Origin of the sequence: Kitasatospora sp. NPDC086791, from assembly GCF_040685975.1 — a bacterium.
Lineage (GTDB): Bacteria > Actinomycetota > Actinomycetes > Streptomycetales > Streptomycetaceae > Kitasatospora.
Genome location: NZ_JBFBOC010000003.1, coordinates 290,698 through 312,995 on the forward strand (window position 1 = coordinate 290,698; position 22,298 = coordinate 312,995).

General features: G+C 74.3%; 23 protein-coding genes. 11 read left to right on the forward strand and 12 right to left on the reverse strand.

Annotated features, from left to right (window positions below; translation table 11 throughout):
• Positions 1 to 14: 14 nt before the first annotated feature.
• Both AB0Q99_RS08305 and dapE read right to left on the reverse strand, forming a co-directional pair.
• A complete protein-coding gene (locus AB0Q99_RS08305; RefSeq protein ID WP_363569507.1) occupies positions 15 to 824 on the reverse strand; it encodes a TIGR00730 family Rossman fold protein in 810 nt (269 codons plus the stop codon).
• A 123-nt stretch (positions 825 to 947) separates the two neighbouring features.
• On the reverse strand, positions 948 to 2,024 hold the full coding sequence (gene dapE, locus AB0Q99_RS08310) for a succinyl-diaminopimelate desuccinylase (RefSeq protein ID WP_363569508.1): 1,077 nt from the start codon (positions 2,022 to 2,024) through the stop codon (positions 948 to 950).
• Between the two features lie 144 nt (positions 2,025 to 2,168).
• Between dapE and AB0Q99_RS08315 the strand changes: the two genes are divergently transcribed.
• Positions 2,169 to 3,257 (forward strand): hypothetical protein, encoded by a 1,089-nt coding sequence (locus AB0Q99_RS08315; RefSeq protein WP_363569509.1) that lies wholly within the window; start codon positions 2,169 to 2,171, stop codon positions 3,255 to 3,257.
• Between the two features lie 301 nt (positions 3,258 to 3,558).
• Positions 3,559 to 4,362 carry a hypothetical protein gene (locus AB0Q99_RS08320; RefSeq protein WP_363569645.1) on the forward strand — a complete coding sequence of 268 codons (804 nt, stop codon included), beginning with the start codon at positions 3,559 to 3,561 and terminating at the stop codon, positions 4,360 to 4,362.
• A 141-nt stretch (positions 4,363 to 4,503) separates the two neighbouring features.
• Here AB0Q99_RS08320 and dapC read toward each other — a convergent pair whose 3' ends face one another.
• The gene (gene dapC, locus AB0Q99_RS08325) at positions 4,504 to 5,652 is read right to left on the reverse strand and encodes a succinyldiaminopimelate transaminase (protein ID WP_363569510.1); all 1,149 of its coding nucleotides are present in this window, start codon (positions 5,650 to 5,652) and stop codon (positions 4,504 to 4,506) included.
• A 20-nt stretch (positions 5,653 to 5,672) separates the two neighbouring features.
• A complete protein-coding gene (gene fdxA / locus AB0Q99_RS08330) occupies positions 5,673 to 5,999 on the reverse strand; it encodes a ferredoxin (RefSeq protein WP_030061559.1) in 327 nt (108 codons plus the stop codon).
• 199 nt (positions 6,000 to 6,198) lie between these two features.
• Between fdxA and AB0Q99_RS08335 the strand changes: the two genes are divergently transcribed.
• A complete protein-coding gene (locus tag AB0Q99_RS08335) occupies positions 6,199 to 7,143 on the forward strand; it encodes a GNAT family N-acetyltransferase (RefSeq protein ID WP_363569511.1) in 945 nt (314 codons plus the stop codon).
• Between the two features lie 133 nt (positions 7,144 to 7,276).
• Entirely contained in the window at positions 7,277 to 8,149 is an 873-nt protein-coding gene (locus AB0Q99_RS08340) for a transglutaminase-like domain-containing protein (protein ID WP_363569512.1), read from the forward strand.
• Positions 8,150 to 8,161: 12 nt separating this feature from the next.
• Here AB0Q99_RS08340 and AB0Q99_RS08345 read toward each other — a convergent pair whose 3' ends face one another.
• A complete protein-coding gene (locus AB0Q99_RS08345) occupies positions 8,162 to 8,791 on the reverse strand; it encodes a response regulator transcription factor (protein ID WP_363569513.1) in 630 nt (209 codons plus the stop codon).
• Positions 8,792 to 8,861: 70 nt separating this feature from the next.
• Here AB0Q99_RS08345 and AB0Q99_RS08350 point away from each other — a divergent pair, with 70 nt between their 5' ends.
• Both AB0Q99_RS08350 and AB0Q99_RS08355 read left to right on the forward strand, forming a co-directional pair.
• A complete protein-coding gene (locus AB0Q99_RS08350) occupies positions 8,862 to 9,815 on the forward strand; it encodes a MerR family transcriptional regulator (protein ID WP_363569514.1) in 954 nt (317 codons plus the stop codon).
• On the forward strand, positions 9,809 to 10,309 hold the full coding sequence (locus tag AB0Q99_RS08355; RefSeq protein ID WP_363569515.1) for a GNAT family N-acetyltransferase: 501 nt from the start codon (positions 9,809 to 9,811) through the stop codon (positions 10,307 to 10,309). Before AB0Q99_RS08350 ends, AB0Q99_RS08355 begins: the two co-directional genes overlap by 7 nt.
• Positions 10,310 to 10,357: 48 nt before the next feature.
• Here the strand turns inward: AB0Q99_RS08355 and AB0Q99_RS08360 are convergent, their stop codons facing one another.
• The 3 genes from AB0Q99_RS08360 to murJ are packed head-to-tail and all read right to left on the reverse strand — an operon-like array spanning position 10,358 to position 12,725.
• A complete protein-coding gene (locus tag AB0Q99_RS08360) occupies positions 10,358 to 10,708 on the reverse strand; it encodes a hypothetical protein (RefSeq protein ID WP_363569516.1) in 351 nt (116 codons plus the stop codon).
• A gap of 14 nt (positions 10,709 to 10,722) precedes the next feature.
• The gene (locus AB0Q99_RS08365) at positions 10,723 to 11,121 is read right to left on the reverse strand and encodes a hypothetical protein (RefSeq protein WP_363569517.1); all 399 of its coding nucleotides are present in this window, start codon (positions 11,119 to 11,121) and stop codon (positions 10,723 to 10,725) included.
• Complete coding sequence (gene murJ, locus AB0Q99_RS08370) at positions 11,118 to 12,725, reverse strand: murein biosynthesis integral membrane protein MurJ (protein WP_363569518.1); 1,608 nt, start codon at positions 12,723 to 12,725, stop codon at positions 11,118 to 11,120. Before murJ ends, AB0Q99_RS08365 begins: the two co-directional genes overlap by 4 nt.
• 143 nt (positions 12,726 to 12,868) lie before the next feature.
• On the opposite strand from murJ, the gene AB0Q99_RS08375 reads away from it, so the two are divergent.
• Positions 12,869 to 13,534 carry a response regulator transcription factor gene (locus tag AB0Q99_RS08375; RefSeq protein ID WP_363569519.1) on the forward strand — a complete coding sequence of 222 codons (666 nt, stop codon included), beginning with the start codon at positions 12,869 to 12,871 and terminating at the stop codon, positions 13,532 to 13,534.
• Between the two features lie 2 nt (positions 13,535 to 13,536).
• Complete coding sequence (locus tag AB0Q99_RS08380; protein ID WP_363569520.1) at positions 13,537 to 14,979, forward strand: HAMP domain-containing sensor histidine kinase; 1,443 nt, start codon at positions 13,537 to 13,539, stop codon at positions 14,977 to 14,979.
• On the opposite strand, the gene AB0Q99_RS08385 is transcribed toward AB0Q99_RS08380, so the two are convergent.
• The 4 genes from AB0Q99_RS08385 to AB0Q99_RS08400 form a co-directional block, all read right to left on the reverse strand.
• Positions 14,976 to 16,232, reverse strand: coding sequence for a histidine kinase (locus AB0Q99_RS08385; protein WP_363569521.1), 1,257 nt, complete (start codon positions 16,230 to 16,232; stop codon positions 14,976 to 14,978). The genes AB0Q99_RS08380 and AB0Q99_RS08385 overlap by 4 nt on opposite strands.
• Before the next feature lie 8 nt (positions 16,233 to 16,240).
• Complete coding sequence (locus tag AB0Q99_RS08390) at positions 16,241 to 16,963, reverse strand: ABC transporter permease (protein WP_363569522.1); 723 nt, start codon at positions 16,961 to 16,963, stop codon at positions 16,241 to 16,243.
• Positions 16,960 to 17,961 (reverse strand): ABC transporter ATP-binding protein, encoded by a 1,002-nt coding sequence (locus tag AB0Q99_RS08395; protein ID WP_363569523.1) that lies wholly within the window; start codon positions 17,959 to 17,961, stop codon positions 16,960 to 16,962. Before AB0Q99_RS08395 ends, AB0Q99_RS08390 begins: the two co-directional genes overlap by 4 nt.
• Before the next feature lie 216 nt (positions 17,962 to 18,177).
• On the reverse strand, positions 18,178 to 20,358 hold the full coding sequence (locus AB0Q99_RS08400) for a prolyl oligopeptidase family serine peptidase (protein WP_363569524.1): 2,181 nt from the start codon (positions 20,356 to 20,358) through the stop codon (positions 18,178 to 18,180).
• 314 nt (positions 20,359 to 20,672) lie between these two features.
• Between AB0Q99_RS08400 and AB0Q99_RS08405 the strand changes: the two genes are divergently transcribed.
• From AB0Q99_RS08405 to AB0Q99_RS08415, 3 genes are read left to right on the forward strand one after another with little or no spacing between them, the layout of a single operon-like run.
• Positions 20,673 to 20,867, forward strand: a complete 195-nt coding sequence (locus AB0Q99_RS08405; RefSeq protein ID WP_188296382.1) for a DUF2304 family protein — start codon at positions 20,673 to 20,675, stop codon at positions 20,865 to 20,867.
• 31 nt (positions 20,868 to 20,898) lie between these two features.
• Positions 20,899 to 21,834, forward strand: a complete 936-nt coding sequence (gene mshB / locus AB0Q99_RS08410) for an N-acetyl-1-D-myo-inositol-2-amino-2-deoxy-alpha-D-glucopyranoside deacetylase (protein WP_363569525.1) — start codon at positions 20,899 to 20,901, stop codon at positions 21,832 to 21,834.
• Positions 21,831 to 22,289, forward strand: a complete 459-nt coding sequence (locus AB0Q99_RS08415) for a DUF6113 family protein (protein WP_363569526.1) — start codon at positions 21,831 to 21,833, stop codon at positions 22,287 to 22,289. The genes mshB and AB0Q99_RS08415 overlap by 4 nt, the downstream gene beginning before the upstream one ends.
• Positions 22,290 to 22,298: the final 9 nt, after the last annotated feature.

Below are 22,298 nucleotides of genomic sequence, written 5' to 3' on the forward strand. Positions count from 1 at the left end.
ACGCCCGGCCCGCGCTAGATCTCGTTCACCGGCCGGCGGGCGTCGGCGAGGATCTTCATGACCTCGTCGACCTCGTCGGTGATGTGGAACAGCTCCAGGTCGTGCGGGGCCGCCTTGCCCTGCGCGACCAGGGTGTCCTTCAGCCACTCGAAGAGGCCGCCCCAGTACGCGGTGCCGTAGAGGATCACCGGGAAGCGGGTGACCTTCTTCGTCTGCACCAGGGTGAGCGCCTCGAACAGCTCGTCCAGGGTGCCGAGGCCGCCGGGCAGGACGACGAAGCCCTGCGCGTACTTCACGAACATCGTCTTGCGGACGAAGAAGTAACGGAAGTTCAGCCCGAGGTCGACGAACTCGTTGAGGCCCTGCTCGAAGGGCAGCTCGATGCCGAGCCCGACGCTGAGGCCGCCGGCCTCGGACGCGCCGCGGTTGGCGGCCTCCATCGCGCCCGGGCCGCCGCCGGTGATCACCGCGTAGCCGGCCTCGGCGAGGGCCCGGCCGATGGCCCTCCCGGCCTCGTACTCGGGTGAGTCGGCCGGGGTCCGGGCGGAGCCGAAGACGCTGATCGCGGGCGGGAGTTCGGCGAGGGCGCCGAAGCCCTCGACGAATTCGGAGGTGATCCGCAGCACCCGCCACGGGTCGGTGTGCAGCCAGTCGGTGGGGCCGGTGGTGTCCAGCAGGCGCTGGTCCGTGGTGCTCGTACCGACCTGGTCCCGGCGCACCAGCACCGGGCCCTTCTGCTTCTCGGGCCAGGCCTTCTTCTTCCGCGGCACGCCGACCTGCTCGGGTCCGTGCCCGTACTGCTTCTCGTCTCCTGTGCCTGTCATGACGAAACCCTACGCCGACCTTCCCCGGTTTTCAGGCAACGGGGGAAGGTCGGTTGGGCAACCGGAAGGTGGCGTTCGACCGTTGATCGGATCAGCCGTCCGGCGGTTTCCGCGGGCGGGGGCTCAGCTGGTCAGCCAGGCGCGCAGCCGCGCCTCGGTCTCGGCGATGGCGCTCAGCGAGCAGTGCTCCTCCCGCTTGTGCGCGAGGTTCGGGTCGCCGGGGCCGTAGTTGACCGCCGGGACGCCCAGCGCGCTGAACCGGGCGACGTCCGTCCAGCCGAACTTGGCCCGGGCCTGGCCGCCGGTGGCCGCCAGGAAGGCCTGCGCGGCCGGCTGGGAGAGCCCGGGCAGGGCGCCCGGGGCGAAGTCGGTGACGGTCAGCTCGAAGCCGTCGAAGACCTCGCGCACGTGCTTCTCCGCGTCCGCCTCGCTGCGGTCCGGCGCGTAGCGGAAGTTGACGGTGACGACGCACTCGTCCGGGATGACGTTGCCGGCCACGCCGCCGTCGATCCGGACCGCGTTCAGGCCCTCGCGGTACTCCAGGCCGTCGATCTCCACCCGGCGCGGCCGGTAGTCCGCGAGCCGGGTGAGCACCTCGGCGGCGTGGTGGATGGCGTTGTCGCCGAGCCAGCTGCGGGCCGCGTGGGCGCGCACGCCGGTGAGCCGGACCTGCGCCCGCAGGGTGCCCTGGCAGCCGCCCTCGACCATCGCGCCGCTGGGCTCCATCAGCACCGCGAAGTCGGCGGCCAGCCACTCCGGGCGCTCCTTGGCGAGGTGGCCGAGGCCGTTGCGGTGGGCCTCCACCTCCTCGCAGTCGTAGAACACGAAGGTGAGGTCGCGGTTGGGCTCGGTCAGGGTGGCCGCGAGCCGCAGCTGGACGGCCACGCCGGACTTCATGTCCGAGGTGCCGCAGCCGTAGAGCAGGTCGCCCTCGACGTAGGAGGGCAGGTTGTCGGCGATCGGCACGGTGTCCAGGTGGCCGGCCAGGACGACCCGCTCGGCGCGGCCCAGGTTCGTGCGGGCGACCACGTTGTTGCCGTACCGGTCCACGGTGAGGTGCGGGTAGCCGCGCAGGGCGGCCTCCACGGCGTCGGCGAGCGCCTGCTCGTCGCCGCTCACCGAGGGGAAGTCGACGAGCCGGGCGGTCAGCGCGCCACCGTCGAGAGTGAGGTCCAGGGGCGTCGGGTTCGGGCTGCTCATGGCGCCAGCCTAGTGCGCGCCGCAGGTGCCCTGTGTGGTCGCCCGGTGACACGGAATAGCGTGGATCGGGCAACCGGGGGGCGCCGCACATCCGTCCGAGTGGGTACGGTGTCGGATCAAGGAGCAGGTGCGAGAGGGGCGACGGTGGCCAGGAGAAGGAGCAGCGAGGAGCTGGGCGACGAAACGGCGCCCGCCCGCCGCCGCGGGCCGTTGCGCGCGCTGCTGATGGTGATCGTCGGGCTGCTCGGCCTCGCGCTGGTCGCGGGCCTGGGCGTGGTCGGCATCTGGTGGTTCGGCTTCAGGCAGGGCGAGTCCGAGGGCTGCACGGTGAAGACCGCGGCCGGCAACGGCACCCTGGAGCTGCCGCAGGCCGCCAACGCCGCGACGATCGCCGCGGTGGCGCGCTCGCGCGGGCTGCCGGACCGGGCCGCCACGATCTCGCTGGCGACCGCCATGCAGGAGTCCAAGCTGCGCAACCTCGCGGGCGGCGACCGGGATTCGATCGGCCTGTTCCAGCAGCGGCCCTCGATGGGCTGGGGCACCCCGGCGCAGATCGCGGACCCGGTGTACGCGACCAACAAGTTCCTGGACGGCCTGGTCAAGGTCCCCGGCTACACCCGGCTGCCGCTGACCGACGCCGCGCAGGCGGTGCAGAAGAGCGGCTACCCGCAGGCCTACGCCAAGCACGAGACCAAGGCGACCCTGCTCACCTCGGCGCTGGCCGGCCGGGAGCCCGCCTCGTTCTCCTGCATCGTGCACGACTACGCCAAGCCGGACCCGGAGGACTCCTCCTCCCCCACGGCGACCCCCGCGGCGACCGCCACGGCGGGCGCCACCGCGACCGCCACCCCGGCCGCGGCGCCGGACCGCGCCCAGGTGCTGTCCGACCGGGTCCGCCGGGAGTTCGGCCGCACGGTCACCCCGGCGCTCGGTTACACCTCGACCATCAAGGGCGCCGAGAACGCGGTGTCGCTGACCCCGGACCCGGCCACCGCCGCGCTGACCTCCGCCGCGGACGGCGGCACCGACGGCGGGGTGAGCGCCGAGCGGGCCAGCGGCTGGGAGGTGGCCCACTGGGCGGTCGCCCAGGCCCAGCAGCTGGGCATCGCGACGGTCGCCTACGACGGGAAGATCTGGCGCAAGACCTCCTCGGAGGACGGCTGGCAGACGCAGCCCTCGGGCACCTCGACCAAGCTCGTGCAGGTGACCCTGGCACCGCCCGACAAGGGCTGACGAACAGACGTGCGGGTTGCCGCCGGACGGGTGATTCCGGTCAACTCCGGTGGACCGGCCCCCGGTTCCGGCGACCCCGGACGGAGAACCGTCACTTCCCTTGGCCGGGCCGGTTCGGCGAGGTCCGGCGGGACCCTGCGGGGCCCGGTGGGCGCCAGCGCTGCGGTCGTACGATCCGATGGTCGGTCAGACACTTTCCTTGCACCGGCCGAAACCTTCTGGCTTCTCAAACGGTAACAACGTCGTCCGCCCGGTCGTCCACGGGCGGACGGGACGGAACCGAACCCCTTCGAGGAGCCCCATGTCTCACCCCCTCACGCGCCGGATCGCTCAGGCCGCGCTCGTCGTGGCCGCCGGAGCGACCCCGCTGGTCGCGGCCGGCTCGGCGTCCGCCCTGGGCGGGGACGCCCTGCTGCCCAAGAGCGACCTCGCGGCGCCACTGGGCCAGCTGACCAACACCGACACCGGCTCCACCCTGCAGCACACCACCCACCAGCTGGGCCAGGCCGCCGGCACCACCGGCGCGGCCACCGTCGCCGCGGGCGTACCGGCCTCGGCCGACGCCGCGGGGAACATCGTCGCCCACCAGCTCCCCGAGGCGAACGAGAAGGCCGGCTCGCTGACCGCGCCGGTCGACCAGACGGCCGCCACCGCCGGCCAGCTCTCCGCCGTCACCCCGAAGGTCGCCTCGGCCCTGGCCGGCAAGCTCGGCGAGGCCGTCACCGGCAAGGGCTCGGCCACCCGCAGCGCCGACGCCGGTGCCGGCCCGGTCGGCGGGCTCGCCCAGGCGGGCTCGGTCGCCCAGGCCCTGCCGGGCGCCGACAAGCTCTCCGGCGCCGTCCCCGGCACCAACGCCGTGACCGACGCGCTCCCGCTCGGCTCGGTGGGGCGCGCGCTGCCGCTGGGCTCGGTCGAGCACACCCTGCCGGCCGGCCTGCCCGGCGCCGACGTCCTCGGCCTGGCCGAGCACGGTTCGGCCAACCGCCTCGGCGGCGCCGACCTGGGGCCGAACAACCCGCTGTCCGGCCTCACCGGCGCGCTCGGCCCGATCGGCGGGCTGCTGGGCGGCGTGAACGGCGGCAGCATCAGCGGCCTGCCGCTGTAGGCCGCGTGCCACGTGGCGTGATCCGCGTGGCGTGGTCCGCGAGCCGTGAGCCGTGATCCGCGAGCGGTGGTCGGCAGGCGGCAGCCCCCGTACCGAAGGGCCGGCGTTCCGAGCGGGGAACGCCGGCCCTTCGACGTGCGGTCAGCGCGCCGCTGCCAGCCGCTCCACGGCCGCGGCGACCCGCTCGTCGGTCGCGGTGAAGGCGACCCGCACGAAGCGCTCGCCGGCCGGCCCGTAGAAGTCGCCGGGCGCCACCAGGATGCCCAGCCCGGCCAGTTCGGCCACGGTCTCCCAGCACGGCCGGTCCTGGGTCGCCCACAGGTAGAGGCTCGCCTCGGAGTGCTCGATCCGGAAGCCGTACGCCTCCAGCGCGGCCCGCAGCGCCGAGCGCCGGGCGGCGTACCGCTCGCGCTGCTCGGTCACGTGCGCGTCGTCCGCGAGCGCGGCGACGGTCGCGGCCTGGACCGGGGCGGGCACGATCATGCCGCCGTGCTTGCGCACCTCCAGCAGCTCGCGGACCACCACCGGGTCGCCCGCGACGAAGGAGGCGCGGTAGCCGGCCAGGTTGGAGCGCTTGGAGAGCGAGTGGACGGCCAGCAGGCCCTCGTGGCCGTCGCCGCACACCTCCGGGTGCAGGACGGAGACCGGGTCGGCCTCCCAGCCCAGCTCCAGGTAGCACTCGTCGCTGACCAGCAGCGCCCGGTGCTCACGGGCCCACGCGACGGCGCGGCGCAGTTCCGCCGCGCCCAGCACCCGGCCGGTCGGGTTGGACGGCGAGTTCACCCAGATCAGGCGCACCCGGGAGCCGTCCAGCTCGTCCACCGAGTCGTACGCGACCGGCTCGGCGCCGCACAGCAGCGCGCCCACCTCGTACGTCGGGTAGGCCAGCCGTGGGTAGGCGACCTGGTCGCCGGGGCCGAGGCCGAGCTGGGTCGGCAGCCAGGCCACCAGCTCCTTGGAGCCGACGGTCGGCAGGACGGCCTGCGGGCCGATCCCGGCGCCGAGACGGCGGTGCAGCCAGCCGGCGATCGCCTCGCGCAGCTCCAGCGGGCCCCAGACGGTCGGGTAGCCGGGGGTGTCGGTGTGCGCGGCCAGGGCCTTCTGGATCACCTCGGGGACCGGGTCCACCGGGGTGCCGACGGAGAAGTCGCAGAGGCCGCCCGGGTGGGCGAGGGCGGTCGCCTTGTACGGCTCCAGCTTGTCCCAGGGGAAGACCGGCAGGAGGTCGGAAACGCGGCGCGCCGCCCCCGGGTGGCCCGGGAACGGCGCGCGCGTGCTGTCGTTGCTCACAGCTTCGATGCCACCGATCGTCAGTGGTCGGCGTTCTGCGGCGGCAGAGCGGCGATGAACGGGTGGTCGCGCTCGATCAGGCCCAGCTTCGAGGCGCCACCGGGCGAACCAAGGTCGTCGAAGAACTCGACGTTCGCCTTGTAGTAGTCCTTCCACTCCTCGGGAGTGTCGTCCTCGTAGAAGATCGCCTCGACCGGGCAGACCGGCTCGCACGCGCCACAGTCGACACACTCATCCGGGTGGATGTAGAGCGATCGCTCGCCCTCGTAGATGCAGTCAACCGGGCACTCTTCGATGCACGCCTTGTCCTTCACGTCGACACAAGGCTGCGCGATGACGTAGGTCACGCTGTCGTTCCTCCTAGGAAGGGCCTGGCGGCCCGTTCTGTTCTGCTCGCGTGCGCGGTGAGCGCGGCGTCGTCGATGCCCGCCCCTAGTATCGCGGGTCGGAGACCGCAAATGCACAGGAGGTGGCCACATGGCGACGGGCAACCCGGTCGGTGACCGTCCGGAGGTCCGGATAGACCGCTCTGACGTGGGACGACGCGTGTCCGTCCGGCGCCTGTCCGAGTTCGTGGACGACCGGCCGGTGTTCCGGGATTCGATCGGCGTGCTCACATCGTGGGACGACCACGGATTGACGATCGTGCCGCGGACCGGGGATCCGGTCCTCCTGCCGGAGGAGCTGCTGGTCGCGGGCAAGGTCGTGCCGCCGTTCCCCGCCCGGCGTGCTCCGCTGCCGGTCACCGCGCCGGTCGAACTGCAGCGGATCGCGGGCCGCGGCTGGCCGGCCGTCGAGCAGGAGCCGCTCGGCGAGTGGACGCTGCGCGCCTCGGCCGGCTTCACCCGGCGGGCCAACTCCGTCCAGGCGCTCGGCGACCCCGGGCTGCCGCTGCCGCGGGCCCTGGCGGCCGTCCGGGCCTGGTACGCGGAGCGCGGGCTGCCCGCGTACGTCGAGGTGATCAGCCCGGGGTCGCCGGAGGCGCTGCGCACCGAACTCGACCGGCTCGGCGCCGGGTACGCGCGCACGCTGGTCCGCACCGCCCCGCTGGCCGGGCTCGCGCGGGCGGGCAGCGGGCAGGACCGGGTGCGGCTGTCGCGGACGGCGGACGCGGCGTGGCTGTCGCTCTACCGGCGGGTGACCGGGGACCCGGCGGTCGAGGAGGCGGCGCTGCGGGTGCTGCACGGCGGACCGTCGGTCTGGTTCGCCGCGGTGCCGGGAGCGCCCGGGCAGCCGCCGCTGGCGATCGGACGCTGCGTCATCGAGGGGCCGTGGGCCTGCTTCGGCGCGATCGAGGTCCAGCCGTACGCGCGGCGGGCCGGGCTGGCGACGGCGGTCATGGCGGTGCTCGCCTCGCGGGCGGCCGAGGAGGGGGCGAGCGGCGGCTACCTGCAGGTCGAGGCGGAGAACGCGGGGGCGATCGCGCTCTATGACGAACTCGGCTTCACGACCAGTCACACTTACCACTACGCGCTTCTTCCCCAGGGGTAGCGGCGGGTCGTTCCGTCCGTGCACCGGTCGGTCGCCCGGCCCGTTCCCCCGCCCGGTCCGTCCGCCACCCGATCAGCCGCCCGACCCGTCCGTCGCCTTGTCCGTCCGCCGTACGAAAGCCGTCGTCGTCACCGTGACCGAGCAGAGCAGAGACCGCTTCCGGACCGCCGCCCGCGCGGAGCAGCCCGACCCGGTGCTGCTCTGCCTGCTCGCCGCCGCCGAACACGGCCCGGCGCTCGACCCCGGCGATCCCGGCGATCCGCCGGGGGTGGACGCCCTGCTCGCCGCCTGCGAGGCCGCGCTGGAGCGGCACGCGGCCGCCGTCCGGCTGGCCGTCGCCGAGCGCGCGCCCGCCGGGCCGGAGGAGACCGCCGCCCTGCTCGCGGCCGTCCTCGGCGGGCGGGAGCGCTTCCACGGGCAGCCGGCCGACTACCGGCGGCTGGAGTCCTCGCTGCTGCCCGAGGTGCTGCGGCGGCGGCGCGGGCTGCCGATCATGCTCTCGCTGGTGTGGATGGCGGTCGGACGGCGGGCCGGACTCACCGTCCACGGCGTCGCGCTGCCCGGGCACTTCATCGTCGCCGTGGGCGGGCCGGGCGGCGGTGACGACTACGTCCTGGCCGACCCGTTCCACGGCGGACGACTGCTCGACCCCGGGGACGTCGAGGACCTGGTCGCCGCCGCCGGACAGGAGTTCACGCCCTCGCTGCTCACCCCGGCCCAGCCGCTGGACATCGTGCTGCGGGTGCTCGGCAACATCCGCGCCTGGGCCTCCGACCGTCCCGAGCACGCGCGCACCCAACTGTGGGCCACCGAACTCGCCCTGCTGCTGCCCCGCCACCCGGCCCAGCTCCGCCTGGAGCGGGCCGAACTCCTCGTCCGCACCGGCGACTTCCTCGGCGGCTCGGCGGAGATGGACGCGTACGCGCAGATCCTGGACGCCTTCGACCCGGACGGCGCCGCCAAGGTCCGGCAGGAGGCACGCGCGGCCCGCCACCGGCTGAACTGATCCGCGCCGGGGCTACAGCCAGCCCTTCTCGCGGGCGATCCGGACCGCCTCGGTGCGGTTGCGGGCCTCGGTCTTCTGGATCGCCATCGACAGGTAGTTGCGGACCGTCCCCTCGGACAGGTGCAGCCGCCTGGCGATGTCGGCGTTCACCGCGCCGTCGGCGGCCGCGCCCAGCACGTCCCGCTCGCGCGGGGTCAGCGGGTTGGCGCCCTCGGCCAGCGCGGCGGCCGCCAGCACCGGGTCGATCACCCGCTCGCCGCGCAGCACCCGGCGGATCGCCTCGGCCAGCTCGGAGGCGGGCGCGTCCTTCACCAGGAACGCGTCCGCGCCCGATTCCATGGCCCGGCGCAGGTAGCCGGGGCGCCCGAAGGTCGTCGCGATGACCACCTTGGTGCGCGGCGCCTGCCGGCGCAGTTCGGCGGCCGCCTCGATGCCCGTCATCCCCGGCATCTCGATGTCCAGCACGGCGACCTGCACCTCGTTCGCCAGCACCGCCGCCGCCACCTCGTCCCCGCGCCCGACCTGCGCGACGACGTCGATGTCCCCCTCCAGCCCGAGCAGCGCGGCCAGCGCCTCCCGGACCATCCCCTGGTCCTCGGCGAGCAGCACGCGGATCGAGGCCCCGTTGTCAGTGTCGTCCATGGCCATGACCTTAGAGGGCGGACACAACGGGCTTGAGTCTCCGGTAGGGGGAGAGTCCACAGTGGTGCCCATGGACGGCAGCACTGCGGACGACATCCGGTACTCGATCGGCGACCTCGCCCGGCGCACCGGGCTCACGGTCAAGACCATCCGGTTCTACGCCGACACCGGGCTCGTCCCGCCCACCGACCGCACCCCGGCCGGCTACCGGCTGTACGACGTGCACGCGCTCGCCCGGCTGGACCTCGTCCGCACCCTGCGCGAGCTCGGGCTCGACCTGCCCGCGATCCGCCGGGTGCTGGAGCGGCAGTCCCCGCTGCAGGAGGTCGCCGCCGCACACGCCGAGGCGCTGGAGGTGCAGATCCGCACCCTGCGGCTGCGCCGGGCGGTGCTGCTCGCCGTCGCCCAACACGGTTCCACCCCAGAGGAGATGAGACTGATGCACCAACTCGCCAAGCTCTCCGACGCCGAACGCCGGCGTCTCGTCCACGACTTCATCGACGAGACCTTCGGCGGCCTGGACGCCAACCCCGAGTTCGTCGCCATGATGCGCTCGGCGATGCCGGAACTGCCCGACGAGCCGCGGCCGGAGCAGGTCGAGGCCTGGGTCGAGCTGGGCGAACTCGTCCAGGACCGGGACTTCCGTGCGGCCGTGCGCAAGATGGCCGAGCACCAGGCCGCCGAGCGGGCGGACGGGGACCGCAGCGGCCTGCACATCGCGCTGACCGGGACCGTGACGTCCCGGGTCCGTGCCGCGCTGGCCGCCGGGATCGCCCCCACCTCCCCCGACGCCGACCCCGTCGTCGCGGCCCTGACCGCCGCCTACGCCGAGGCCTTCGGGCGCCCGGACGACGAGCAGCTGCGGCAATGGCTGTTCGACCGCCTCGGGACGGCGAACGACCCCCGCGCTGAGCGCTACTGGCAACTGATGGCGGTCATCAACGGCTGGCCGGTCCAGGAGAGCCTGCGGGACGTGTTCGAGTGGTTCACCGCGGCCCTGCGGGCCAGACTGGTGGGATGCTGAGCCTGGAACCACTCCGCCCCGACCACGCCGGCGCCCTGCTCGCCTTCGAACTCGCCAACCGCGCGTACTTCGCCCGCAGCGTGCCGGACCGCGGGGACGCCTACTTCTCCGAGTTCCCGGCCCGGCACTCCGCGCTCCTCGCCGAGCAATCCGGGGGGACCTGCCTGTTCCACGTCGTCCGGGACGCGGACGGCGAGCTCGTCGGCCGGGTCAACCTGGTCGACATCGCCGACGGCGGAGCCGAACTCGGTTACCGCGTCGCCGAGTCCGCCGGCGGCCGCGGGATCGCCACCGCCGCCGTCGCCGAGGTCTGCCGGCTCGCGGCCGACCTGTACGGCCTGCGCTTCCTGACCGCGGCCACCACCGTCGACAACGCCGCCTCGCGGGCCGTGCTCGCCCGCAACGGCTTCCGGTTCCGGCAGGAGGTCCTGCTCTCCGGCCGCCCGGCCCTCTCCTACCGCCGCGACCTGACCGGCCCGCGCCCGACGCGGTAGCCGGGGCGGGGCGGCCGTCCCCGACCCCGGCCCGGCCCGGGCCGGCCGTCAGAGCCAGCGCTGGACGGCTTCGACGCTGTCCGCGCCGCTGGTGTTGAAGGCGATGGCGGCCTGCGGCGCGTGCCGGCGGACCAGGTTGACGACGAGTTCGAAGAACGGGAGGGCCGGCTCGGGCTTGCGGATGCCGCCGCCGATGACGACCACGTCCCACCCGCGGCCGTCGAGCGCCGCGACGATCGCGGGCTCGGCGGTGTCGTCGGGGGCGACCAGCGTCATCGCGGCGTCGATGCCGTGGTCGGCGAAACGGGCGAGTTCGGCGTCGAGGACGGCCCGCACGCCGTCGCCGTCCATGCCGGGGACGGTGTGCGGGTCGAAGCCGAGAACGAGAACGGTGGGCATGTCGGGAAGGACGATCAGCGGGGGTCGAGGGGTTCCCCGCGCAAGAAGCGGTCGGCTTCGGCGAGGGTGAGCTTGGGGTCGGTCCAGGAGCACACCTCCAGCCAGGACAGCCGCCCGGCCTCGGCGAACAGCAGTACCTCGCCGTCGTCCCCGAGGCCCGCCTCGGCGACGATCTCCGCGCGCGGGGCGGTGCCGGGGCCGGTGAAGTGGACGGTGCAGCCGCAGGCGCAGCGGGACTCGATGCGCAGGTGCGGGAGTTGGGCGCGCAGCGGATGGCCCGAACGGAGCAGGGCGTCGAGGGTGCGCCGGACGTCGGCGGGCAGCTGGGTCACGGGGATCATCGGTTCCATCGCCTTCGTCGGCTTCATCGTCTTCATCGGCTTCGTCGGCTTCATCGGCTTCATCGGGTTCATCGGCGGCGCGATCGCGAGGTGAGGGCGGTCAGTTCTTCGACGCGCAGGAGGTGGGCGAGCAGCAGGTAGCCGGCGGCGAGGGCCGCGCCGGCGGGCAGCAGGCCGTAGCGGGTGGTCCACCAGGCGGCGGCCGTGGCCGGGAGCGCGGCGGCGAGCAGTCGGAGGTGCGCGCCCAGCACGGGCAGCGGGCCGAGGCGGCGGCGCAGCAGCAGGTGGGCGGCCGCGCAGGTGAGCAGGAAGGAGCCGCCGTAGCAGCCGGCCATCCCGGTGACGGCCCAGCGCAGCGGCAGCAGCCGGTGGCAGAGCAGGGCGCCCAGTGCGGTGGCGGCGACGGGCAGCAGGTTGAGCAGGAAGGGCGTCCGGCTGTCGCCGAGCGCGTAGAAGGCGCGGGTCAGCGCGTACGAGGCCGAGTAGAGGACCAGCCCGGGCGCGAAGGCGGTCAGCATGCCCGCGATGGCCCGGACGTCGGCGGCGCCGGTACGGCCGTGGCCGAAGGCGAGGGCGCACAGCTGCGGCGCGAGGACGGCGAGCGCGCAGGCCGCCGGGACGGTGACCACCCCGATCCTGCGGACGGTCCGGGCGAGCATCCGGCGGACGGCGTGCGGGGTGTCGGCGGCCGCGCTGAGCGCGGGGACGACGGCGGTCACCAGGGACACCGTGATCACGCCGTGCGGCACGATCCACAGCAGGTACGCGCTGCTGTACGCCGTGTACCCGACGCCGGGCAGCCCGGCCGCGGCGGCCCGTGCGCCGTCGAGCGTGGAGAGCCTGGTCACCACCCAGTAGCTCACCTGGTCGCTGAGCACGAGCAGCAGTGTCCACCCGGCGGCCCGCAGCGGCTCGCCGAGCCCGGCCCGCCGCCAGTCCCAGCGCGGGCGCAGCCGCACCCCGGCGGCCCGCAGGCACGGCAGCAGCACCAGGCTCTGCGCGACCACGCCCGCCGTGGTGCCGGCCCCGAGCACGGTCAAGTCGGCGGCGGAGAGGGACCGTTGTCCGACGTACCCGCCGAAGACCGCGATCACGACCACGTTGTTGAGCACCGGAGCCCACGCCATCGGGGCGAACCTCTCCCGGGCATTGAGGAGTTGGCCCAGCACGGTGAACAGCCCGTAGCAGAACACCTGCGGCAGGCACAGGTACGCCAGCAGCACCGTGCGGTCCAACTGCGCACCGTCGTACGAGGTGTAGGCCCGTACGACGAGCGGTGCGGCCGGCACCACCACCGCCGTCAGCACCAGCAGGGCCGTCACCAGCACCGTCACCAGCCGGTCGACGTGGGCGGCCCCGCCGTCCGCCGATTCCTTGGCGGCGCGCACCAGATGGGGCACCAGCGCGGTGTTCAGCGCGCCGCCGATCAGCAGCACGAACAGGATGTTGGGCACCGTGTTCGCCACGTTGTACCCGTCCGCGAGCACCCCCGAGCCGAGGACGGCCACCAGGACCGCCGAGCGGACGAAGCCGGTGGCCCGGGACACCACCGTCCCCGCCGCCATCACCAGGCCGGGCGGAACGGCGCGCCGCGGCCTGCGGTGGCGGGCGGACGCCGACTCCGCCGGCCGCGGCCCGAACTCACGGGCCCCGACGGCCTCCTGGAGAACGGTCATCCGCCAGCCCCTCTCGCTCCGGGCACCGACCCGAACAGGCCGGCGAAAACGGCGAGAGCATGCGTCAAACCCCCTGAAGCGACGCTGAGAAAGCTGAAGACCGCTTAAGGAGCGGATCCGGCGCCGGTGGCATCCTGATCCGCATGGAGATTCTGGTGGTGGAGGACGACGCCCAGGTCGCCGCGGCCGTCCGGCGCGGCCTGGAGGCCGAGGGCTACACCGTCGACCTCGCCCCGGACGGCCTCACCGGCCTGCGGCTGGCCCGACGGCACGCCTACCGGGCGATCGTGCTCGACATCATGCTGCCCGGCCTGAACGGCTACAAGGTGTGCGAGGCGCTGCGCGCCGACGGCGTGACCACCCCGATCCTGATGCTGACCGCCAAGGACGGCGAGTACGACGAGGCCGAGGGCCTGGACACCGGCGCCGACGACTACCTCACCAAGCCGTTCTCCTACCTGGTCTTCCTGGCCCGCCTGCGCGCCCTGATCCGCCGCAGCCAGACCCCCGGCCCGCTGCTGCGGGCGGGCGACCTCTGGCTGGACCCGGCGGGCCGCCGCTGCGGCCGGGGCAGCGCCGAGATCACCCTCACCGAGCGCGAGTTCGCCGTGCTGCGCTGCCTGGTCGAGCACCCCGGCGAGGTGCTGTCCAAGCGCCGGATCGTCGACGAGGTGTGGGACATCGCCTTCGACGGCGAGGAGTCCATCGTCGAGGTGTACGTCAGCATGCTGCGCCGCAAGGTGGACACCCCGTTCGGGGTCCGCTCGATCACCACCGTGCGCGGTGCCGGCTACCGAATGGAGTCCTGACCGTGCTGAGCCGCCTCTCCACCCGTCTGCGCACCTCGACGGCGGCCGGCCTGGCGGCGCTGCTGCTGCTCGGCGGCGGCGCCTGGTGGCTGCGCGGCCACATGTACGACGCCCAGCTGGCGGCCGCCGACACGGAGGCGAAGGCGCAGGCCCGGGAGATCAGCAACGGCTTCAAGTACGGCCAGCAGCTGACGAACAGCTGGCAGCTGCCGTACGTGGTGCTGGGCAGCGACGGCCAAGTGCTGATCATGGGCGGCCCGTTGACCACCCAGCACCTGGCCGGGCCGCTGCCGGCCGCCGTACCGCAGCTGGCGCCGGACGACTGGCAGACGGTCCAGCGGATCACCATCGGCCCCGCGGGCGAGGCCGCCGCCAACCGCTACTCGGGGCGCGCCTTCACCGCGATGGGCAGCTGGAGCCCGCTGCTGCGCAAGGACGGCGCCCAGGTGAAGCCGACGGTCGGCCCGTTCACGGTGTACGTGCTGGCGACCCCGTTCGCCGCCGAGGCCTCGCTGCGCACCATCGACCCGGCGCTCCGGGTCGGGGTGCCCGCCGCCGCCCTGCTGGTCGCGCTGACGGCCTGGATCGCCACCAGCCGGGCGCTGCGCCCGGTGGACGCGATCCGCGCCGAGCTGGCCGAGATCGGCGAGCACCGGCTGGACCGCCGCGTCCCGGTGCCGCGCTCCGGCGACGAGATCACCCGGATGGCCCGGACCACCAACGCCACCCTGGACCGGCTGGAGCGCTCGGCCGCCCAGCAGCAGCGCTTCGTCGCGGACGCCTCGCACGAGCTGCGCAGCCCGATCGCGGCCCTGCGCACCAACCTGGAGGTCTCGCTCGCGCACCCCGAGCGCACCGACTGGCCCGCCGCCACCCTGGAGGCGCTCACCTCGGTCGAGCGCCTGCAACAGCTCACCGAGGACCTGCTGTTCCTGGCCCGGGGCACGCACCCGGCGACGGCCGGCCGGCTCAGCACCGTCGATCTGTCCGCCGTGCTGCGCGAGCTCGCCGACCAGTACCGGCCGGTCCTCGGCGCGCGGCTCGCCCTGCGGGTGGACGCGACCGAGGAGGTGCCGGTGCACGGCAACCGGATCCGGCTGCACCGGTTGGTGCGCAACCTGCTGGACAACGCCCAGCGGCACGCGGCCACCGAGGTGGCGATGTCCGCGCGGCAGAGCGCGTACGGCTGCGTCCTGGAGGTCCGGGACGACGGCCCGGGCGTGCCGCCGGAGGACCGCGAGCGGATCTTCGAGCCGTTCACCCGGCTGGACGAGGCCCGCAGCCGGGACGCCGGCGGCAGCGGTCTGGGCCTGGCCATCGCGGCGGACGTCGCCACCCGGCACGGCGGCACCCTGCGCGTCGCCCACGCCCCGCGCGGCGCCCGCTTCGTGCTGGAGCTGCCGTCCGCCGAGCGGGCCTGCCGGGCCCCGTCCCCGAATTCCTAACCGGTCGGCGAGGACCCGGGCGCGACGGAGACCGTCCGCAGCGGCACCGAGGCCCGCAGCCGGAAGCCCTTCCCCCGCTCCCCCGGCCCGGTCTCCAGCCGTCCGCCGACCAGCGCCAGTCGCTCCCGCAGCCCGGACAGCCCGTTCCCCGGCTGGGACTTGCCCGGCCCGCGCCCGTTGTCGGCGATCTCCAGCACGGCGTGGCTCCCGCCGTCCGCCTCCCAGCTCCGGTCGGTCGTCACCGTGCAGACGGTGGCGCCCTCGCCGTGCCGGACGATGTTGGTGACGGCCTCGCGCAGCGCCCAGGCCAGCGCGCCCGCCTCCTCGTCGGCCAGCCCCGGCCAGCTGTCCACCAGCTCCGGCGCGGCCTCCAGCCGGACCTGGGCGGCGGCCAACGCGGTGCGGGCGGCGGCGAGTTCGACCGGCAGGGTCGGGCGGCGGAAGCCGGTCACCGCCTCCCGGACGTCGATCAGCGACTGCCGGGCGACCTGCTCGATGTCGGCGACCTGCGCCCGCGCCGCCTCGTCCTTGCCGGCGTCCATGAACCGCCCGGCCAGCTCGCTCTTCAGGGTGATCAGCGAGAGCGAGTGCCCGAGCAGGTCGTGCAGGTCGCGGGCGAGCCGCAGCCGCTCCTCGGAGGCGGCCAGGTGCGCGACGGCGGCCCGGGCCTCGCGCAGTTCCTTCATGGTGGCGACCAGCCGCTGCAGGCCGGTCATCGCGATGCCGGAGAGGAAGGCGCTGATCGCGAAGGTGGCGGTGTCGCCGGTGTCGGAGTGGCTCAGCAGGCCGACCGCGGCGGCGAGCCCGGCCATGCCGCCGAGAGCGGGCAGCGCGTAGGCCGCCGGTGTGATGATCGCGACGCACACCGAGGCGTAGATGAAGAGGGTCAGGAAGGCGTCGCCGAGGACGAAGGGCGCGGTGACGGCGAGCACGGTCATCGTCGCGACGATCACCTGGCAGGCCCGCGGCCGCATCCCGCCCTGCGAGCGGAAGATCACCAGCAGGACGTACGCCACCACGAACCCGGCCAGGCAGCACCAGCCGAACACCCTGGCCGGTCCGCCGTGGGCCCCGTTCACCAGGTCGCCCGCCGGGTAGGCCAGATAGGTCATCCACAGCAGCATCCAGGCGACCTTGACCAGCAGCTGCCGCCTGGTCTCCACCGGGGAGCCGGGCACGTTCATGAACGACGTGCGCGCCGCACCCGCCTCCGGCGACTCGTCGGGGCGGTGGGTGCGGCGCGCATCGCTCATGTGGATCATCATGCCTGTCGGGTGTCGCGCCGGTACAGGGCCGCCGCGGCGACGACGAACACCACCAGGAACCCGGCCAGCCCGGCGACCGCGACGGTGTCCAGGGAGTGCCCGGGCTGGGTGAAGGTCGCCAGGTGGTTGTACAGGTACACCGGGTTGAACCGGGCGAACTTCTCCAGCGAGCCGCTGACCGGGAACCAGGTCCCGCCGAGCAGCGCCATCGCCATGTAGGTGATCATCACGATCGGCTGCACCGCGTCCGGCGCCGCCGCGTACCCGAGCGCCACGCCGAGCGCCGCGAAGACGAAACTGCCCAGCCACAGCGCGACGCCCAGCCCGATCCACTGCGGCACGGTGAGCGAGACGCCCTGGACCACGCCGACCGCGAAGACCGCCAGGATCGCCGGCAGCGTGGTGACCGCGCTCGCCGCGATCTTGCCGACGGTGTACGCCCGGCCGGGCAGCGCGGTCAGCCGCAGCTGGCGGGTCCAGCCGCTCTTGCGCTCCAGCGAGATCCGCTGCGCGCTGCCGGTCAGCACCGCGCCGACCGCGCCGAAGGTGGCCATCGAGACCATGAAGTAGGTCTTCACCGGCAGTCCGCCGGCCTGGTTGGCGGCGCCGTAGGCGTGGATGAAGAAGACGTACATCAGGGCCGGGTAGAGCACGGTGAAGAACAGGTAGCGCCGGTTGCGGAGGCTCCGCAGGATCTCCAGCTGGATCAGGGTGGTCATCGCACGCTCTCCTTGTCGGCGTTCCGGGTGCTCTCGGCGTTCTCGGCGCCTTCTTCGCGGGCGCTGCCGGGCCCGTCCTCGCGGTCCAGCTCGCCGGTGATGGTCAGGAAGGCCTGCTCCAGGCCCACGCCGGTGACCTCCAGCCCGCGCGGGTACAGCCCCGCCCGGTAGAGCCCGGCGACGCTCGCGTCGGCGTCCGCGGTCCGGATCCGCACCGTCCGCACCCCCGGGACCCGGGCGGTGACGTCCAGCGACCGCACGCCCGGCAGGGTGCGCAGCAGGCGCTCGTCGGCCTGCCCGTCGCCGTCGTGGAGCTCGAAGGCGACCCTGCGGACACCGGCCCGCGCCTTGATCTCGGCGGAGCTGCCGTCGGCGATCAGCCGGCCCCGGTGCAGCACCAGGACGCGGTCGGCGATCGAGTCGGCCTCCTCCAGGTAGTGGGTGGCGAACAGCACCGTGCGCCCGGCGTCGGCCTGCGCCCGCATGCTCGCCCAGAACGACTGCCGGACCCCGACGTCCATGCCGGTGGTGGGCTCGTCCAGCACGATCAGGTCGTTGTCGCCCGCGATCGCCAGGGCGAAGCGGACCCGCTGCTCCTGGCCTCCGGACAGCTTGTCGACCCGGCGCTCCGCCAGCTCGGTGATCCCCGCGTCGGCCAGCACCCCCGTGACCGACCGACCGCGGGGGTGCACGTCGCAGGCGAGGCGGACCAGCTCGCGCACCTTGACGTCGGACATCAGCCCGCCGCTCTGCAGCATCGCGCCGACCCGGCCGGCCGCGATCGCCGCCCGCGGGGTGCCGCCGAAGAGCGTCACGCTGCCCTGGTCGGGCTCGCGCAGCCCCAGCAGCAGGTCCAGGCTGGTGGACTTCCCGGCGCCGTTCGGGCCGAGCAGGGCGACGGTCTCGCCCGGCCGCAGCACGAGGTCCAGTCCGTCCACGGCGCGCACCCGCCCGTAGCTCTTGCCCACGCCGCGGAAGGCGGCCACCTCGGTGTCCATCGCCCGGCTCCTCTTTCCTGGTGGTGTCGTGTCCGGTGCTGTTCGCACCACCTCAGAGTCCCGCGCGGGCGGGGGCCGGCGGCAGTGTCCGCCGTCGTGCCTCCGGTATGACGGATGTCATGCCGGCGGCCGGTACCCGCGTCACGGGTACCGGCCGCGAAAGGGCAGGTCAGGGGTGGTTCCGGGCCTCGTCACCCACCGCCGGGCCCGACGGCGTCACGCCTCCAGCGCGCGCTTCACGAAGTCGACCTGGAGCAGCAGCAGGTTCTCCGCGACCTCCTCCTGCGGGGTCATGTGCGTGACGCCGGACAGCGGCAGCACGGTGTGCGGGCGCCCGGCGGCGAGCAGCGCCGAGGAGAGCCGCAGGGTGTGCGCGGCCACCACGTTGTCGTCGGCCAGCCCGTGGATGAGCATCAGCGGGCGCTCCAGCCCGGCCGCGTACCCGGTCAGCGAGTTGGCGGCGTACACCTCGGGCCGCTCGGCCGGGTCGCCCAGGTAGCGCTCGGTGTAGTGGGTGTCGTACAGCGCCCAGTCGGTCACCGGCGCGCCGGACACCGCCGCGTGGAAGACGTCCGGACGGCGCAGCACGGCGAGCGCGGAGAGGTAGCCGCCGTACGACCAGCCGCGGATGGCGACCCGGCCGAGGTCCAGCGGGAACTCCCCGGCGAGCGCCTGCACCGCCTCGACCTGGTCGTCCAGGGTGGCCCCGACGAAGTCGAAGGCGATCGACTTCTCCCAGGCCGGCCCGCGCCCGGGGGTGCCGCGTCCGTCGGCGACGACCACCGCGAAGCCCTGGTCCGCGAACCACTGCGAGTTGAGGTGCGGGTTGTGCGCCTGGACGACGCGCTGGCCGTGCGGGCCGCCGTACGGGTCCATCAGGACGGGCAGCAGGCCGTCGCGCTCGCGGTCGTAGCCGGTGGGCAGGAAGACGGCGGCCGGGATGCGGCGCTCGCCGGCGAAGCGGAAGACCGGGCGGGCGGTGATGACCGGGGTCTCGGCGTACGAGGCGATGGTGGCGACGTCGTCGACCACCACGCCCTCGGGCAGGTCGCGGGCGACCGTGACGAGGGTGCCGGGCAGGTCGGGCTCGGCGGTGGCCCGCACGGTGATCCCGCCGCCGTGCACGGCACTGGTGACGGAGGTGAACGGCCGCCCGTTGGCGGACTCCCAGCCGAGCCGCTTGCCGTCGTGGCTGATCCGGCCGACGGCGATCCAGCCGGGCTCGGGGTCGGTCTCGGCGGCGCCGCCGGAGGCGGTGAAGAACACCTCGTCCTCGGTGACCGTGACGACCGACCTGACGTGGAGGTCGGCCCCGGTGACGGTCTGGTCGCCGATCACCAGCGCCCGGACCCCGCCCTGGTCGGAGATCCGCACCAGCTTGCCGTCCGGGGTCCACGCGGGGACGCCCCCGAACAGCTCCAGCCAGACGGCGTCCTCCTCCGCGTGCAGCACCTCGGTGGCGCCGGTGGCCACGTCCAGGCCGAGGATCCGCTGGCTGCGCTGGTCGCGGGACTGCACCTGCAGCAGCGGCACGCCGCCCTTCGACCAGTGCACCCGGCCGAGGTACGGGAAGGCCGTGCGGTCCCAGACCACCTCGGTGCGCCCGCCGTCCAGGCCGAGCACCCAGAGGCCGACCTCGGCGTTGGCCGTGCCGGCCGCCGGGTAGGCGACCTCGGCGGGCTCGCGGTCCGGGTTGGCCGGGTCGGCGATCCACCAGCGGCGCACCGGGCTGTCGTCGGCGCGCTCGACCAGCAGCCGGTCGCCCTCCGGGGACCACCAGAAGCCGCGGTCCCGGTCCATCTCCTCCTGGGCGATGAACTCGGCCTGCCCCCAGGTGACGTTCGGGCCGTCCGGCTCGGCGAGCACCCGGTCGCCGCTGCCGTCGGTGCGGGTCAGCCGCAGCTCGCCGGCCGTGTTGGCGTACGCGACGGAGCCGCCGTCCGGGGACAGTCGCGGGTCCAACAGCGGCCCCCGGGCGGGCAGTTCGGCGGTGGTTCCGGCGACCAGGTCGGCGGTGAAGAGGCGACCGGAGAGGGCGAAGGCGGCCCGTGCGCCGGCCGCGTCCAGGGCGTAGCCGACGATGCCGGCCGAACCCTCGCGGCTGCGCTCGCGGCGGGCCTTCTCGGCCGGCGAGAGGTCCTCCTCGCCGCCGCCGAGCAGGACCGCCGGGTCCGCGGCGATCCGCTCCTCGCCGGTGGCGGTGTCGAGGGTCCAGAGCAGGTTGGCCCGGCCGCTGCCCGTGGGGGTCCCCCCGGCCGGAGGCTGGGGGAGCGAGCGGAGGAAGACGACCCGCGAGCCGTCCGGTGCGACGGAGAACGAGCGGGGCGCGCCGACGGTGTAGCGCAGGGTCCGCGCGTACTGCCGGGGGAAGGTGTCCGCAGGGGTGTGGGAGGTCATGACACCAGACCCTACGACGCCGAACTGCCGTTGCCGGGAGGCTGGTGATCACTCGTTCGGAGCATCGTCCCCGAGCGCGCCCCAAAGGCCCCCGAACCCCCTCCGACCGGCCCGTGCGCCCCGTCGGCGCCACGCCGCCCGGCACGCGGGGACTCACCGAACGTAACGCTCCCCTCACCCATCGGGTATGACTTGTCGGGCGAGTGATCGTCGGCCCCGCCCCGGGCCCCGGCCCCTCGCAGCCCCAGTTCCGCACCGTCCCACCGCCGCCCTCCTCCAGGGGGCGGCGCGCCCGAGAAGGAGTGTGAGCCGACATGGCCATGAACATCTCCGCCGCCGTGCTGATGCTGGTCATCGTGGTGGTGCTGATCCGCCGCTCCGGCCTGAAGCTGGCGCACGCGATCGTCTGCGCGCTGCTCGGCTTCTACCTGGCCTCCAGCTCGATCGCCCCGTCGATCAGCCAGGTCACCAGCAACCTCGCCGGGATGATCAACGGCCTGCGGCTCTAGCCCCACCCGGCCGGTGGTTAGGCTTCCTCCCATGACCGCGACTACCGGCCGCCGACTCCTCCTGGTGCACGCGCACCCCGACGACGAGTCGATCGGCAACGGCGCCACCATGGCCCGGTACGCCGCCGAGGGCGCCCGGGTCACGCTGGTGACCTGCACCCTCGGCGAAGGCGGCGAGGTGATCCCGCGCGACCCCGCCGATCTGACGGGCGGTCGAGAGGGGTACCCGCGGCCGGAGGCCGGGGGAGACGCCCTCGGCGCGTACCGGATCGGCGAGCTCACCGAGGCGACGCGCGCCCTGGGCGTCACCGACGTCCGCTTCCTCGGCGGTCCCGGGCGCTACCGCGATTCCGGGATGATGGGCGTGCCCGACAACGACGTGCCCGGCTGCTTCTGGCGCGCGGACGTGGACGAGGCGGCCGGCCACCTGGTCGCGGTGATCCGCGAGGTGCGGCCGCAGGTCCTGGTCACCTACGACGAGAACGGCGGCTACGGGCACCCGGACCACATCCAGGCGCACCGCGTCGCGATGCGCGCGCACGAGCTGGCCGCCGACCCGGCGCACCGCCCCGAGCTGGGCCCGGCCTGGCGGATCGCCAAGGTGTACTGGAACCGGATGCCCCGCTCGGTGATCGAGGCCGGGCTCGCCGAGACCGCCGCCAAGGCGCCCTTCCCGGGCGTGGCCCGGCCGTCCGACGTCCCCGGCGTGGTCGCCGACGAGATGGTCACCACCGTGCTGGACGGCGCCGCGCACGCCGGCCGCAAGGCCGCCGCGATGGCCGCGCACGCCACCCAGATCACCGTGGACGGCGCCTTCTTCGCGCTCTCCAACGACCTCGGCCAGCCGCTGCTCGCCACCGAGTACTACCAGTTGGTGCGCGGCCAGGCCGGACCGGGCGAGCCGGAGGACGACCTGTTCGCGGGCCTCGCCGACGCCGCCGTGGACGCCGAGGAGGGCGTGCGATGACCAAGCCCGTTGCCCCGCCGCCGCGCCGCTCGATCCCGGCGGCCGTCCTCGGCACCCGCGAGGAGCGGCTGGCCGAGCCCCAACCCCCGCGCGCCGCCCGGATCGCGGTGTATGTCCTGTTCTTCCTGCTGGGCATCGCGGTGTCGGTCTGCGGATCCTTTGTGCAGGCCCTGTGGCCGCCCGTGGGAATCCTGCTGGCGCTCGCCGCGACCGCCGCCACCTTCTACGCCGGCCTGCGGATCACCGGCACCCGGCTCGGCGCGGGAGCGCCCGCGGCCGGCTGGTTCCTGGCGATGCTGCTGCTGATCGTGCCCCGGCCGGAGGGCGACAACGTCCTGTGGTCCAACGCGACCTCGCTGGCCTGGCTGTTCGCCGGTTCGGTGCTGGGCGTGATCTGCGCCACCCTGCCGACCCGCACCAGCTGGTTCCCCGGTGTGCCCGGCCCACCTCGCTGACCTCGACCG

Excerpts from the sequence above, each read along its gene's own strand:
- AB0Q99_RS08305 (WP_363569507.1), bottom strand. The coding sequence starts at position 824 with ATGACAGGCACAGGAGACGAGAAGCAGTACGGGCACGGACCCGAGCAG.
- dapE (WP_363569508.1), bottom strand. The coding sequence starts at position 2,024 with ATGAGCAGCCCGAACCCGACGCCCCTGGACCTCACTCTCGACGGTGGC.
- AB0Q99_RS08320 (WP_363569645.1), top strand. The coding sequence starts at position 3,559 with ATGTCTCACCCCCTCACGCGCCGGATCGCTCAGGCCGCGCTCGTCGTG.
- AB0Q99_RS08345 (WP_363569513.1), bottom strand. The coding sequence starts at position 8,791 with ATGGACGACACTGACAACGGGGCCTCGATCCGCGTGCTGCTCGCCGAG.
- AB0Q99_RS08350 (WP_363569514.1), top strand. The coding sequence starts at position 8,862 with ATGGACGGCAGCACTGCGGACGACATCCGGTACTCGATCGGCGACCTC.
- AB0Q99_RS08355 (WP_363569515.1), top strand. The coding sequence starts at position 9,809 with ATGCTGAGCCTGGAACCACTCCGCCCCGACCACGCCGGCGCCCTGCTC.
- AB0Q99_RS08360 (WP_363569516.1), bottom strand. The coding sequence starts at position 10,708 with ATGCCCACCGTTCTCGTTCTCGGCTTCGACCCGCACACCGTCCCCGGC.
- AB0Q99_RS08365 (WP_363569517.1), bottom strand. The coding sequence starts at position 11,121 with ATGAACCCGATGAAGCCGATGAAGCCGACGAAGCCGATGAAGACGATG.
- murJ (WP_363569518.1), bottom strand. The coding sequence starts at position 12,725 with ATGACCGTTCTCCAGGAGGCCGTCGGGGCCCGTGAGTTCGGGCCGCGG.
- AB0Q99_RS08375 (WP_363569519.1), top strand. The coding sequence starts at position 12,869 with ATGGAGATTCTGGTGGTGGAGGACGACGCCCAGGTCGCCGCGGCCGTC.
- AB0Q99_RS08385 (WP_363569521.1), bottom strand. The coding sequence starts at position 16,232 with ATGAGCGATGCGCGCCGCACCCACCGCCCCGACGAGTCGCCGGAGGCG.
- AB0Q99_RS08390 (WP_363569522.1), bottom strand. The coding sequence starts at position 16,963 with ATGACCACCCTGATCCAGCTGGAGATCCTGCGGAGCCTCCGCAACCGG.
- AB0Q99_RS08395 (WP_363569523.1), bottom strand. The coding sequence starts at position 17,961 with ATGGACACCGAGGTGGCCGCCTTCCGCGGCGTGGGCAAGAGCTACGGG.
- AB0Q99_RS08400 (WP_363569524.1), bottom strand. The coding sequence starts at position 20,358 with ATGACCTCCCACACCCCTGCGGACACCTTCCCCCGGCAGTACGCGCGG.
- AB0Q99_RS08405 (WP_188296382.1), top strand. The coding sequence starts at position 20,673 with ATGGCCATGAACATCTCCGCCGCCGTGCTGATGCTGGTCATCGTGGTG.
- mshB (WP_363569525.1), top strand. The coding sequence starts at position 20,899 with ATGACCGCGACTACCGGCCGCCGACTCCTCCTGGTGCACGCGCACCCC.
- AB0Q99_RS08415 (WP_363569526.1), top strand. The coding sequence starts at position 21,831 with ATGACCAAGCCCGTTGCCCCGCCGCCGCGCCGCTCGATCCCGGCGGCC.